At 65.6% G+C, this 13549-nt stretch carries 12 protein-coding genes; 6 read left to right on the top strand and 6 right to left on the bottom strand.

All coding sequences use genetic code 11. The features are described 5' to 3' along the window. Positions 1-127: 127 nt before the first annotated feature. The 4 genes from glp to A9975_RS19965 all read right to left on the bottom strand — a co-directional run bounded on the left by glp (position 128) and on the right by A9975_RS19965 (position 6621). Positions 128-1405 (bottom strand): gephyrin-like molybdotransferase Glp, encoded by a 1278-nt coding sequence (glp, locus tag A9975_RS19980; RefSeq protein ID WP_183034277.1) that lies wholly within the window; start codon positions 1403-1405, stop codon positions 128-130. Positions 1406-1440: 35 nt separating this feature from the next. Continuing rightward, positions 1441-2040 carry a molybdenum cofactor guanylyltransferase MobA gene (mobA, locus tag A9975_RS19975; RefSeq protein ID WP_183034275.1) on the bottom strand — a complete coding sequence of 200 codons (600 nt, stop codon included), beginning with the start codon at positions 2038-2040 and terminating at the stop codon, positions 1441-1443. Positions 2041-2086: 46 nt separating this feature from the next. After that, positions 2087-3211 (bottom strand): GTP 3',8-cyclase MoaA, encoded by a 1125-nt coding sequence (gene moaA, locus A9975_RS19970; RefSeq protein WP_183034273.1) that lies wholly within the window; start codon positions 3209-3211, stop codon positions 2087-2089. Between the two features lie 227 nt (positions 3212-3438). Then, positions 3439-6621, bottom strand: a complete 3183-nt coding sequence (locus A9975_RS19965) for an Rne/Rng family ribonuclease (RefSeq protein WP_183034271.1) — start codon at positions 6619-6621, stop codon at positions 3439-3441. Between the two features lie 768 nt (positions 6622-7389). Here A9975_RS19965 and A9975_RS19960 point away from each other — a divergent pair. From A9975_RS19960 to A9975_RS19945, 4 genes are all read left to right on the top strand, one after another. Continuing rightward, positions 7390-8391, top strand: coding sequence for an RluA family pseudouridine synthase (locus tag A9975_RS19960; RefSeq protein ID WP_043347918.1), 1002 nt, complete (start codon positions 7390-7392; stop codon positions 8389-8391). A gap of 19 nt (positions 8392-8410) precedes the next feature. Next, the gene (locus A9975_RS19955) at positions 8411-9070 is read left to right on the top strand and encodes an HAD-IA family hydrolase (protein ID WP_150983150.1); all 660 of its coding nucleotides are present in this window, start codon (positions 8411-8413) and stop codon (positions 9068-9070) included. Further along, complete coding sequence (locus A9975_RS19950) at positions 9063-9455, top strand: Rieske 2Fe-2S domain-containing protein (RefSeq protein WP_183034269.1); 393 nt, start codon at positions 9063-9065, stop codon at positions 9453-9455. Before A9975_RS19955 ends, A9975_RS19950 begins: the two co-directional genes overlap by 8 nt. A gap of 62 nt (positions 9456-9517) precedes the next feature. Next, complete coding sequence (locus A9975_RS19945; protein ID WP_183034267.1) at positions 9518-10687, top strand: S49 family peptidase; 1170 nt, start codon at positions 9518-9520, stop codon at positions 10685-10687. An 82-nt stretch (positions 10688-10769) separates the two neighbouring features. Here the strand turns inward: A9975_RS19945 and A9975_RS19940 are convergent, their stop codons facing one another. Both A9975_RS19940 and A9975_RS19935 read right to left on the bottom strand, forming a co-directional pair. Next, positions 10770-11501, bottom strand: coding sequence for an SAM-dependent methyltransferase (locus A9975_RS19940; RefSeq protein WP_183034265.1), 732 nt, complete (start codon positions 11499-11501; stop codon positions 10770-10772). A gap of 51 nt (positions 11502-11552) precedes the next feature. Continuing rightward, positions 11553-12152 (bottom strand): Maf-like protein, encoded by a 600-nt coding sequence (locus A9975_RS19935; RefSeq protein WP_043347904.1) that lies wholly within the window; start codon positions 12150-12152, stop codon positions 11553-11555. 264 nt (positions 12153-12416) lie between these two features. On the opposite strand from A9975_RS19935, the gene A9975_RS19930 reads away from it, so the two are divergent. Together A9975_RS19930 and rpmF are read left to right on the top strand one after the other, a co-directional pair. Beyond that, the gene (locus A9975_RS19930; RefSeq protein WP_183034264.1) at positions 12417-13013 is read left to right on the top strand and encodes a DUF177 domain-containing protein; all 597 of its coding nucleotides are present in this window, start codon (positions 12417-12419) and stop codon (positions 13011-13013) included. A gap of 119 nt (positions 13014-13132) precedes the next feature. Next, positions 13133-13312: a 50S ribosomal protein L32 gene (gene rpmF / locus A9975_RS19925; protein ID WP_006158597.1), complete on the top strand. Its 180-nt coding sequence runs from the start codon at positions 13133-13135 to the stop codon at positions 13310-13312. The last annotated feature ends 237 nt before the right edge of the window (positions 13313-13549 follow it).

The raw sequence follows: 13549 nt of genomic DNA, 5'->3' as shown, positions 1-13549 counted from the left end.
TCCGGCACTCGCGGGGTACGGAAAACCGCCGATCTGCTTGCTAAACCCCGGCAAAACTGCTGCGCAAAAACGACACAAAGGTGCAGCTGGCGTACCGTGGCGGGCTTTCCGCCAGCGCTTACAGCGCTTACATCAGCCCGTCGAACAGCATGACTTCGACCTCGTCGCCAGCGGCGACCATGCCCTGTTCGTGCCCGAGCACGATGAAGCAATTGGCCTCGCTCATCGAGCGCAGCACGCCCGAGCCCTGCTGCCCGGTGATGCTCACCTGCCAGCCGCCCTCCGGTGCAGGTGCCAGGATGCCGCGCTGGTACTCGGTGCGGCCAGGTTTCTTGCGGATAGCCTGGGCACTGCGCACGCGCATCAGCGGCAGGGGCGCCACCTTGGCGCCCATCTGGCGGTGCAGGGCCGCCCGCACGAAATGATAGAACGTCACCATCACCGCCACGGGGTTGCCCGGCAGGCCGAACAGCAGCGCTTCGCGGCCGTGGGAAGCGATGCGGCCGAAGGCCATGGGCCGGCCGGGGCGCATGGCGATCTTCCAGAAGGTCACATCGCCAAGCTGGGCCATGATCTGCTTGGTGTAGTCGGCTTCTCCCACCGATACGCCGCCCGAGGTGATGACCGCGTCAGCGTTTTCGCACGCGCTGCGGAACGCCGCTTCGAGCGCGGCAGGATCATCGTGCACCACGCCCATGTCGATCAGGTCCACGTTCAGCCGCCGCAGCATGCCGTGCAGCGTGTAGCGGTTTGAGTCGTAGACGCAGCCCGCATCGAGCGGCTCGCCAATGGAGCGCAGTTCGTCGCCGGTGGAGAAGAATGCCACGCGCAGGCGGCGCCTCACCTTGACTTCGGCCACGCCCAGCGACGCCAGCAGCCCGAGGTCGGCCGGCTGCAGGATGCGCCCGGCGGCCAGTGCCGGCTGGCCGATGGCGAGGTCTTCGCCCCGCAGGCGGCGGTTGTCGCCGGCCCGTACCGCCTTGGCGTCAAAGCGGATCATCTCGCCCTCGACGTCGACGAATTCCTGTGGAATCACGGTGTCGCAGCCGGCCGGCATGATGGCGCCCGTCATGATGCGCGCTGCCTGCCCGCGCGCAACCGCTTGCTCGCAGGCAGCGCCGGCGAAGGCGCTGCCGACCACAGCCAGGGTCACGTTGCCGCCCGCGGCCAACTCGCTGCTGGCGAACGCATAGCCGTCCATGGCGGAGTTGTCGTGCGCAGGCACATCTAGCATGGAGATGACGTCTTCGGCCAGCACGCGGTCGAGCGCGGTGCGTAGGGCCACCTGCTCGGTGCCCCTCACGGGCTCGACCACCTCGCCGATGATCTGGTTGGCCTGCGCCACCGGCAATGCACCGGGATCGTAGTCGGACAGGCAGGAAATGACGGATTGTAGTGATGGCATGGACCGTTCCCGGGGCAGCGGCCTGGCTTGGGTTGTCAGCGCGCTTCGAGCGTGCGCAACTCATCCAGGGTATTGATATTGGCGAAGGCGCCGGCGTCTTCGAACAGCACCTCGGCCAGGCGGTGCGAGGCGGCCCAGGTTTCGATCTTGCGGCCGCCGCCGTTGAGGAAAGCCACCAGGCCGTCGAGCGCCGTGACCGGCATCAGGCAAAACACCGGCTGGACCTGCCGGCGGCCATCGGCGTCGATGGTGACCGGGATGGCCATTTCGGCGCCTTGTGCGTCGATCGCGCTCGCCAGGCGCGCGGCCAGGTCGGATGGCAGGAAAGGCGAGTCGCAGGGGGCGCTCAGCATCCAGCCCGTCTGGCATTGTTCCAGCCCGGCCAGCATGCCGGCGAGAGGCCCGGCGAAGTCCGGCACCGAATCGGTGACCACCGGCACGCCGAAGGACTCATACGCGGCCAGGTTGCGGTTGGCGTTGATCAGCATGCCACCAGTCTGCGCGGACAGGCGCATCAGCGTATGCATCGCCATGGGCGCGCCGCGAAACGGCTGCAGGCCCTTGTCGGTGCCGCCCATGCGGCTGCCCCTGCCGCCAGCCAGGATCAGGCCGGTAATGTCTTCGCGAGAAATCATCGGGGGATGGGAGGATAGGGTGATGGGTTGGGCGGGGTGGCTGTGATCAGCCGCCGATATAGGACATCTCGATCTTGTTCTCGGCACGCGCCTGCCGCACCGCGGGGTCGCTGCGCTGTTCGGAGTAGTGATCGGTGCGGCCTTGCCAGACCCCGGCAATGGCGTTCGAGATTTCCAGGTCGCTGTGCTCGCCGCGCAGCAGCGCGCGCAGGTCGTAGCCTTCGGTGGCGAACAGGCACAGGTAGAGCCGGCCTTCGGTCGACAGGCGGATGCGGCTGCAGTCGCCACAGAAGGCGTGGGTCACGCTGGAGATCACGCCGATCTCGCCGGCGCCGTCGCGGTAGCGCCAGCGCTCGGCGGTCTCGCCGCTGTAGTTGGCGGGGATGGCTTCCAGCGGGAAGGCCTCGTGGATGCGGCGCACCACGTCGGCCGAGGGCAGCACCTCGTCCATCTGCCAGTGGTTGCTCGCGCCCACGTCCATGAACTCGATAAAGCGCATGATGATGCCGCTGCCGCGGAAATGCGCGGCCATCGGCACGATTTCCCCGTCGTTGGTGCCGCGCTTGACCACCATGTTGACCTTGATCGGCGCCAGGCCGGCCGCCTGAGCGGTCTCGATGCCGTCCAGCACGTCGCGCACCGCGAAGTCGACATCGTTCATGCGGCGGAAGGTGGCGTCGTCGATGGCGTCCAGGCTCACGCTTACCCGCGTCAGGCCTGCATCGCGTAGCGCGCGCGCCTTGCGGGCCAGCAGCGAGGCGTTGGTGGTAAGGGTGAGGTCCAGTGGTTTGCCGGACACCGTGTCGATGCGCGCCAGCATTTCCACCAGCTTCTCGATGTTCTTGCGCAGCAGCGGCTCGCCGCCGGTGAGGCGGATCTTCTCGACGCCGTGCGCAACGAAGAGGCGAGCCGCGCGCTCGATTTCCTCGAAGCTCAGCAACTCGGAATGGGGCAGGAAGGTGTAGTCCTTGTCGAACACTTCCTTGGGCATGCAGTAGACGCAGCGGAAATTGCAGCGATCCGTAACCGAGATGCGCAGATCATGCAGCGGCCGGCCGCGCGTGTCGGCAACCAGCCCGGACGGTGCGGTGAGCACGGCCGGAATGCTTGGCGTCATCGAGCGGTAGCGATGATCGCGCAGGTCGAAAATGGGAATGACGGATTCGGTCATGGCCTGGGGGCGTGGCAGTGCGGGTGACGGGCGGTTCTGGCGCGATTGCATGGGGCAGCATCGCCCGTTCCGGGCACCATCTTTCGGGTGCCATCTATTTGTCATTCTAGCTGAGCCGGGCATGGTACCGCCGGCATCACCCGGGACAAAGCCCGCAGACAAAGCCCGCAGGCATGAAAAAGGGACGGCATCGCCGTCCCTTTCCTTGCTACCCGCGAGGGTGCCGCTTACTTCTGCGGCGTCCCAGCGGTATCGCCACCGGTTTCGACCAGGATCATCGGACCTTCAGGCAGCGGCGGCAGGGGCTTGCGCTCCCGCACGACGCGCGCTGCCGGCGGGATGCTGGCAGCCGCTTCCTGCGCAGCGCGCAGCTTGCTGGTGTCGGTGTTGACCCACTCCAGGCCAACCGAGGCCAGCATCGGCTGCAGGCTTTCGACCGCGACCGGGGCCACCGGGGCTACCGTTGCCACAGGGGCCGCGGCCGGCACTTCAACGGCAGGTGCCACGACAGCAGGTGCTTCCACGACAGCAGGGGCTTCCACGACAGCAGGGGCTTCCACGACGGCTTCAGCCACAACCGGAGCCGGAGCCGAGTAGGCGGCCGGGCTTGCTGCGATCGTCGCAACCACCGTTTCAGCCGCCGGCGCGGCAACCGTTTCGATGATCGGCGCAACGACTGGCGCAGCGACCGGCGCCGAGATCGGCGCGGCCTGCACGAACACCGGCTCCGCCGGCAGTGCCACGGGCTGTTGCGTCACTGCGGCAGCTTGGGCGGGCTGGTAAGCCGGAGCGCTCGGCGCGCTTTCGGCAGCCGGCGCGGCAGCGGCTTCGATCGCAGGCGCTTGGGCGACCACAGCCGGGGCGGCGGCCTGGGTGCTTTCGCGCACTTCGGCCGTGTATTCGCCTTCAGCGCTTTCCGCGCCTTCGGTTGCCTGGGCGCCGTCGTCGCGTTCGCGGCGATAGCGGTTGCGGCCACGGCGATTGCGGCGGCGGCGTTCTTCGCCTTCACCGTTCTCCGTGCCTTCCGTGCCTTCCGGCAGGTCGGTGCGTGCGTTGTCGGCGTCATCGTGCGAGGCAACCGCTGCCGCTACGGCCGGCGCTGCCACGACAACTGCGGCGCTCGCGGCTACGGCTTCGGCAGCCAGGCCTTCGGTGGCTTCGCCTTCGCGCGGTGCATCCGCGCGTTCACGCTGGCGGTCGCGCTGACGCTCGCGGCGTTCCTGGTTGCGGTCGCGGCGGCCTTCGCCACGGCCTTCCGTACGCTCGGCCGGCGCGCCTTCGGGTTGGCGGGCCGGCTGGACTTCCAGTGCGGCCTGGCGCGGGGCGCGGCTGTTGCGCTCGCCGCGTTGTTCGCCACGCTGTTCGCCACGTTCACCGCGCGCTTCGACGCGCTCGCCACGCTCCGTGCGCTGTTCGCCCCGGTCCGTGCGCTCGGTGCGCTCGCCACGTTCCTGGGGTGCGCGCTCGCCGCGCTGGCCACGGCCCTGGCGGTCGCCACGTTCGCCGCCACGCTCACCACGCTCGCCACCGCGTTCGCCGCGCTGGCCACGGCCTTCACCGCGTTCGCCACGTTGGCCGCGTTCGCGACGGTTCTCGGCGCTGCGCTGCTCTGCGTCAGCCGGCTTGGCCGGCTCGACGGCGGGCGCTGCGGGCTTGGCGCCGAACAGGTTCTTCAGCCAGCCGATAAAACCACCGCCGACCACCGGCTGGGTAGCCGGCACCGGACGTGCGGCTGCTGCCGCGGCTTCCGGGCGCGGGGCGCGCTCTGCGCGCGGCACGGAGACGGGGGCCGGCTGTTCCGGGGTGATGCCCTTGACGGCAGCTTCCTGGCGCGGCTTGGCATCTTCCTTCTTGCGGCTACTGTAGCTGGTGTCGGCTTCCAGTTCCTTGGCGGCAGCCTCGGCCATCTTGTAGCTGGCCATGCTGTCTTCCAGGCGCGGGTCGTCGTGACGCAGGCGCTCCAGCTTGTAGTGCGGGGTCTCCAGGTGCTTGTTGGGGATCAGCAGCACGTTGACCTTGAAGCGCATCTCGATCAGGTTGATGTCCTGGCGCTTCTCGTTGAGCAGGAACGCGGCCACTTCCACCGGCACCTGGCAGTGGATGGCGGCCGTGTTTTCCTTCATCCCTTCTTCCTGGATGATGCGCAGGACCTGCAGGGCGGAGGATTCGGTATCGCGGATATGGCCGGTGCCGTTGCAGCGCGGGCAAGTGATGTGCGAGCCTTCCGATAGCGACGGGCGCAGGCGCTGGCGCGACAGCTCCATCAGGCCGAAGCGGCTGATCTTGCCCATCTGCACGCGGGCACGGTCATGGCGCAGGGCATCCTTCAGGCGCGTTTCCACGTCCTTCTGGGCCTTGCTGGCTTCCATGTCGATGAAGTCGATCACGATCAGGCCGCCCAGGTCGCGCAGGCGCAGCTGGCGGGCGATTTCGTCGGCGGCTTCGAGGTTGGTGCGTAGCGCGGTTTCCTCGATGTCGGCGCCCTTGGTGGCGCGGGCCGAGTTCACGTCCACCGACACCAGGGCTTCGGTGTGGTCGATCACGATGGCGCCGCCCGAGGGCAGCATCACCATGCGCGAATAAGCCGACTCAATCTGGTGCTCGATCTGGAAGCGCGAGAAGAGGGGGACGTCGTCCCGGTACTTCTTCACGCGGTTCATGTTATCGGGCATGACCACGCTCATGAAGGCGCGGGCCTGCTCGTAGATTTCGTCGGTGTCGATCAGGATCTCGCCGATATCCGGCTGGAAATAATCGCGGATGGCGCGAATCACCAGGCTGGACTCGAGATAGATCAGCAGCGGGGCCTTGTTGTCGCCGGCGGCGCCGTCGATGGCCTTCCACAGTTGCAGCAGGTAGTTCAGGTCCCACTGGAGTTCTTCGGCCGAGCGGCCGATGCCCGCGGTGCGGGCGATGATGCTCATGCCCTCGGGCACGGCCAGCTGGCCCATGGTCTCGCGCAGTTCCTGGCGGTCCTCGCCCTCGATGCGGCGCGATACGCCGCCGCCGCGCGGGTTGTTGGGCATCAGCACCAGGTAACGGCCGGCCAGCGAGATAAAGGTGGTCAGCGCAGCGCCCTTGTTGCCGCGCTCTTCCTTTTCTACCTGGACGATCAGTTCCTGCCCTTCATGCAACGCGTCCTGGATGCGGGCGTTGCGCACGTCCACACCTTCCTTGAAAAAGGCGCGTGCTACTTCCTTGAAGGGCAGGAAGCCATGGCGTTCTTCGCCGTAGTTGACGAAGCAGGCTTCCAGCGAGGGCTCGATCCGGGTGATGACACCCTTGTAGATGTTGCCCTTGCGCTGTTCGCGCCCGGCGGCTTCGATGTCGATGTCGATCAGCTTCTGACCATCGACGATGGCGACGCGCAGTTCCTCTTGCTGCGTCGCGTTGAAAAGCATGCGTTTCATCGCATTACCTCACTCAATGCCGCGGATTGCACCGGCATGCGGTGCCCGCGGCGTTCGTTCCGTGGAGCACGCGAGGGAGCGAGTGAGGGCGCGAGAATTGCCAAAAGCGCCGTCGCGCAAATGAGCGCGGCCGGCTGGGCACGGGTGAAAGAGAGGTAACGACGTCGAAAGCGCCGTCCGCATGGTCGGAGAGAACGCCGGTGTGCTGCTTTGCGCAGCGACCCAGCGGGTTTCCGGCTGGCATGGCGGCGGTGCGGGCGCAAAGAGGCGCCATCGCACCGCGGCCGGCCGCGGAAGGGCTAGACGCGTCAAAGAGCAAGTTTGTCGTCACGGCAATGCTGCTTCGCTTCCTGACATCTCCTGGCGGGCGCACCTACTGCTTCTTGGAGTTCTGCGACCGGGCGCCGGTATAACCAGTCAGGCGGCGTTGGAAGCATGCCGGCGGCACCGTTTCCCGGTGCGGGCGGGACTTCTCTCACCAGAGTGGATGCCGGGTGGGCATCCACTATCAAATTCTGTTCTACCTGAACACTACTCCCACGTGACCGCCGTCAGCGCCGAAGTTGCCTTTGGGCGACTTCCTGCGCGGGCGATACCGTGCGTGCTGCGTTTTTGCTGCCATTTACCAGCCCCGGGCTCGCGTGGTACGCAAAGAAGCGGGAGGCTGGCAGGGTTGGCGGCAACCCGAAGTGTAAAATACGACGAATCGTCTACACCTGACTTGCGCTGCCGGTCTTTGGCCGGAACAGCGAGGAAATTATATTGAAAATGAATGAGTTACGCCATCAAATTGAAAAAGAGGTGCGGCCCGCCGCGGCCGGGCCCCAGGTGGCGTACGTAACGATTGGCGACGAAGCCGATGGCCAGCGTATCGACAACTTCCTCCTGAAGCTCTCGAAAGGGGTGCCCAAGAGCCATGTCTACCGCATCCTGAGGTCGGGTGAAGTGCGTGTGAACAAGGGGCGGGTCGACGCCACGTATCGCCTGCAGTTGGGCGACGTGGTCCGGATCCCGCCTATGCGTGTGGCGGCTTCGGCACCTGATGCCGGCAAGTTCGTGCCGCCGGCCAGCTTTCCGGTGGTCTTCGAGGATGAATACCTGCTGGTGATCAACAAGCCTGCCGGCGTGGCCGTGCATGGCGGCTCCGGCGTGGCATTCGGCGTGATCGAGCAATTGCGGCGCGCCCGCCCGCAAGCCAGGTTTCTTGAGCTTGTGCACCGTCTCGACCGCGAGACCTCCGGGCTGCTGGTGCTGGCGAAAAAGCGTACGGCGCTGGTGAACCTGCATGAGCAGATGCGCGGCAGTGCGCTGGACAAGCGCTACTTCGCCTGCGTGGCGGGGCATTTCGAGAATGCCCGGCAGCACGTGAAATTCCCCCTATATAAGTACACCACCCCGGAGGGCGAGCGCCGCGTTCGGGTGCAGGAAGATGGCATTGCCTCGCATACCGTGTTCAACCGGCTCGAGGTCATGCCTGGCTATACCTTGCTCGAGGCCGAGTTGAAGACAGGGCGGACCCACCAGATCCGGGTCCATCTGGCGCATTCCGGCTTCCCTATCCTGGGTGACGAAAAGTACGGCGATTACGCCCTCAACAAGGCGCTGGCCCGCAGCGGCGCCAATCCCGGGCTCAAGCGCATGTTCCTGCACGCGCACAGCCTGACATTTACGCATCCGATCAGTGGAGAAATCACCACTGTCGTTGCACCCATGCCGCCGGAGTGCGAAGCGTTCCTGCAGCAAGCCCGTAACCAGCGCGCCGCTGACTAAGGCGCCAACAAGGATATTCATGGCCAGGCAACGCTTCGACCTGATCGTGTTCGACTGGGATGGAACCCTGATGGATTCCACCCCGACCATCGCCAAATGCATCCAGCTGGCCAGCCGCGACCTCGGCTTGCCGGTGCCCGACGACAGCGCCGCCAGCCACGTGATCGGGCTGGGACTCAAGGACGCGCTGTCGTACGCCGTGCCGACGCTCGATCCCGCCGACTATCCCCGACTGGCCGAGCGCTACCGTTTCCACTTCCTGACCCGCGACGCCGAACTGGTGCTGTTCGACGGGGTGCACGAGATGCTGGAAGCCTTGCGCGCCGAGCATTATTTTCTCGGCGTGGCGACGGGCAAGACCCGCGTCGGCCTGCAGCGCGCCCTGGAAGCAACTGGCCTCGTGCGCCTGTTCGACGGCACGCGTTGCGCCGACGAGACCTTTTCCAAGCCCCACCCCGCCATGCTGCAAGAGCTGACCCGCGAACTGGGGCAGGACATGGAGCGCACGGTGATGATCGGTGATACCACCCATGACCTGCAGATGGCGGCCAATGCCGGCGCGGCTGGCATCGGCGTAGGCTACGGCGCTCATCCCGCGGACGCCCTGCGCGCCATGGCGCCGCTGCATTGCGCGTCGTCCATCGCCGACCTGAAAGACTGGCTGCTGGCGCATGCTTGACGCAGCGGGCCAGGGGATGACTGGCGAGCGTCACCTTTGCGCGGCCGAGGATTTGGCTGACGGCGGCGCCGGGGTGCGTTTTGTGGTCGAAGTGGGCGGGCGCCCCGTGAGTGCGTTTGTCGTGCGCTTCGAGGGGGCTGTCCACGGCTACCTTAACCAGTGCGCGCATGTGCCGATGGAGCTCGATTGGCAGGAGGGACAGTTTTTCGAGTCCTCGGGCCTATACTTGATGTGCGCGACACATGGCGCGGTTTATGCGCCGGACAGCGGCTTGTGCGTGGGCGGCCCCTGCCGGGGCGCTTCATTGGCCAAGCTGCGCGTCGAAGTGCGCGACGGCAATGTGTACTGGCTGCCGGAAAGTCCATACGAAGCACCCGCGGGCTAGCGGGCAGCCGGCGGGCCCGGTGCCCCGGCCCGCCTCTCTATTCATAATCAAGAGCCAACTGCATGACTGAACAGCAAAAACCGCCGCAGGACGAATCCGGCAAGGCGCAGGAACCGGTGGCTTCGGCCAGCGCCGGGGTGCCCGGGGCGGGGGATGACCGGCTGGAAACCGCCTCGCAGGCCGATTACCCGCTGGAGCAAGAGTTGCGCGCCGGAGATGCTGCTTCGCAGAAAGAAGCTGGCCAGCGCAAGGCGCGCATGGCCGGTCGTGACATTGGCCCGGTCCCCACGGGAACAGGCTGGGAGCGGGATGTGCTGGAAAGGGTGCTGATGGCGACGCTGCGCGAGCAGCGCGCGGCACGCCGCTGGCGGATTTTCTTCCGCTTCGCCGGGCTCGCCCTGCTAGCGCTGATCTTCTTTGCCGTTTTCGACTTCAAGGGCGACGGCACCATTGCCACGAGCGGTCGCCATACGGCAATGGTGTCGCTCGACGGCGAGATTGCTGCCGGGACGCCGGCCAGCGCTGAATCGATCAACGCAGCCCTGCAGGCCGCGTTTGCCGATACCAATGCCGCCGGGATCATCCTCAAGATCAACTCGCCGGGTGGCTCGCCAGTGCAGGCCGGCATGATCAATGACGAGATCCGGCGCCTGCGGACGCTTTATCCCACCAAGCCGTTCTACGTGGTGGTGGAGGAGATCTGCGCCTCGGGCGGCTATTACGTGGCGGCGGCGGCCGACAAGATCTATGTCGACAAGGCTAGCATCGTCGGCTCGATCGGCGTGCTGATGGACGGCTTTGGCTTCACCGGGCTCATGGACAAGCTGGGCGTCGAGCGCCGGCTTTATACCTCCGGCGCCAACAAGGGCATGCTCGACCCGTTCTCGCCGCAGGTGCCGCGGCAGAAGCAATACGCCGAAACCATGCTCAAGCAGATCCACCAGCAGTTCATCGACGTGGTCAAGGAAGGCCGAGGCGATCGCCTGAAGGACGATCCGGACCTGTTCTCCGGCTTGTTCTGGTCCGGCGAGCGCAGCGTTGAGCTGGGCTTGGCCGACGGCCTGGGCAACGCCGACTACGTGGCGCGGGATCTCTTCAAGGCCGAGGACATCGTCGACTACACCGTCAAGGAGAATATTGCGGAGCGGGTAGCCAAGCGTTTCGGCGCCGCGGTGGGCACGGCCGCAATGAAGACGATGCTGTTCGGTACGCGCGTGCAGGCCATGCATTAAGCCAGCCGAGCCGGGCTCGGGGCAGAAAAATGGGGCGGAAACGCCCCATTTTTCGTTTGCTTCCTCGCTTGCCGGCCGTCGCTCAGGCTGCCAGCAAGGAGAAAATGGCGGGGCGCTTGTTCAGTGCCAGCCGCTCAGGGCGCCAATCGGAGATGGGCAGCGTGACGATCGTCTCGCTTGGCAAGGTCAGGTCTACCGCGATCGACAGCAGGCTGGTGCCTGCGCAATGCTGGCGCATGGCTTCCAGCAAGGGGCCATTGCGGTACGGTGTCTCGATCCAGACCTGGGTCTGGCGCGCTTTGCGCGATAACTGCTCCAGTTCGCGCAGGCGCTTGGCGCGCTCGCCGGCATCCACCGGCAGGTAGCCGTTGAATGCAAAGCTCTGGCCATTGAGGCCGGACGCCATCACGGCCAGCAGAATCGAGCTCGGACCTACCAGCGGGCGCACGCGCACGCCCTTGGTGTGAGCCAGGCGCACCAGGTTGGCGCCTGGATCGGCCACCGCCGGCACGCCGGCTTCCGATAGCAAGCCGCCGTCGCGCCCTTCGCGGATCGGTGCCAGCAGGGCGGCCAGTTCGCCTTCGCGCGTATTGACGTTGAGTTCGCGGATCTCGATCTGCTGGATTGGCTTGGCCAGCGGGCACGTTTCGTTGAGCTTCTTCAGGAAGGCGCGTGCCGTCTTGGCATTTTCCGCCACCAGGTAGTCCAGGCTGGCCGTGATTTGCTGCACGCCAGCCGGAATGACATCCGCGAGCGGGTCGAATTCGTCGCGTTTGCCCAAGGTGTTGGGGATCAGGTACAGGGTGCCGCTCATGCTTGGGTTCTCATTTGTCTTCTGTGGCTTGGTGCAAGGTGGGCGAAGCCCTCAGTCCTGGAAGAAGGGGTAGCCGGCCTGGCGCAGCATATTGGTCAGCGCGATCAGGGGCAGGCCTACCAGCGCGGTGGGATCGTCGGACTCCATATGCGAGAGCAGGGCGATGCCCAGTCCTTCGGATTTGGCGCTGCCCGCGACATCATAAGGGCGCTCGATGCGCAGGTAGGCATCCAGTTCCTGGTCGGGAAGGTCGCGGAAAGTCGCGCGCGTCTGGATATCGGCCAGCTGAGCCTCGCCGTTACGACTGTCAAGCAGGCACAACGCGGAGTGAAAAGTGACGGTGCGCCCGCGCATCCACTGCAATTGCGCCAGGGCCTTTTCATGGGAGCCGGGCTTGCCGATCTGCCTGCCATCCAGCGTGGCGACCTGGTCGGAGCCGATGACCAGCGTGCCGGGATGCCGCTCGGCAATGGCCTGTGCCTTGGCGTGGGAGAGCCGCAGCGCGGTGGCCTCGGGGCTCTCGCCAGGCTGTGGGGTTTCGTCGATGTCGGGAATTGCCACCTCGAAAGGAATGCGCAGGCGCTCCAGCAATTCGCGGCGATAACGTGAGCTGGAACCCAGGATCAGGGTGGGGCGGGAAGTTTGCGGCATAAGTAATTGAGCGAAAAGGGAAAGCGGCGAATGGCCGTCTTCCAAAATTTTGACCGCGGCAGCAGAATCGACGTATAATCTCGCGTTTAGCCAAGCAAGTCCGGCGCAATACCGTGTTTTTTCCGGTGTTGTGTAGCTTCCGAGTCACGTTTCGACGGTGCGTATACAGGCGTGTGTCAGCAGGCATGTGTCAGGTATACGTAAAAAAATGCGTCGAAGCCGCGATCCTCCGGGATGCCGCCCGGCATGACGGCACGATAAGACATGACCCAGCCGATTGACCTGCGCGCGCTCGATCTCTTTGCGTTTTGCCGCGCTGGCGACGACGCCGCCGGCGAAGTTGCTGCACGCGATTTGCCGCGCATCATAGCCGAGACTGCGGCGCAAGCGCCAGCGTCGGCGCCGGACGAGGTGTTCAGCTACGCGCTTTCCGGCTTTGTCGAGGAAGAGGCGAGCGAGCCCGGCAAGCCCGCGGTGGAGCGCCTGTTCATCGACCTGGCCGTGAACGGCCGGGTCTGGCTGGATTGCCAGCGCTGCCTGCAGGTCTACGAGCAGCCGATCGCCACGGACATGTGTTTCGAGGTGGTCGCCAGCGAGGCGGATGCCGATGCGGCGCCCATGGATGACGACGAGCTCGATGTGATTGTTGGCTCCAAGCGCTTCGACCTGCTGACGCTGATTGAAGATGAAGTGCTGCTGGCTTTGCCGGTGGCGCCCAAGCATGACGTTTGCCCCACGGTGCACGAAAGTCTCGTGACCGGGGTGGACGGACAGGCGGAACCTGAACCAGAGGTTCTGCCGGAAGAAGAAAAACGGCCTTCGCCCTTTGCGGCGCTGGCCGGCCTGAAAACGAAGCACTGAAGCCGGTTCGCCGGCATCTTGCAACGTTCGAGGGCACCAGGATCAGCATCCGGCCGGGCCCGGCTACGCCTCGTGCGGGATGCGTGTGTTACCATTGAAAAATTCTCGAAGGAGTCATCATGGCAGTTCAACAGAACAAGAAGTCGCCCTCCAAGCGCGGCATGCATCGCTCGCACGACCACCTGACCACGGCAGCGCTGGCAGTGGAGCCGACCACGGGCGAAACCCACCTGCGTCACCACGTGAGCCCGAACGGCTACTATCGTGGCCGCAAGGTCATCAAGACCAAGAACGACTGACAGATCGTTCGGCGTGACTTTGCGTCTCGTACGCGCACGTTGGTAGGTCAAAAACAAAAAAGCGGCAAAATCGTTGCCGCTTTTTTGTTGCGCGCTCGCAGCGCAAACCGTAGCGCAGGCTTCCATCGGGCCGATTTGCGCCGCCGGCTCAAGTTGAGTGCATGGCTGGATGCCATGCGCGGCGGCGAGGGCGGCGCCAGATTTCGCCGTGGAGCGCTCCGGGAGTGCCGTCGGGTT

Origin of the sequence: Cupriavidus sp. UME77, assembly GCF_014170355.1 — a bacterium.
GTDB classification, from domain to species: domain Bacteria; phylum Pseudomonadota; class Gammaproteobacteria; order Burkholderiales; family Burkholderiaceae; genus Cupriavidus; species Cupriavidus basilensis.
The sequence above is the reverse complement of the archived record's forward strand: the minus strand, read 5'-3'. Positions and strand labels throughout refer to the sequence as shown.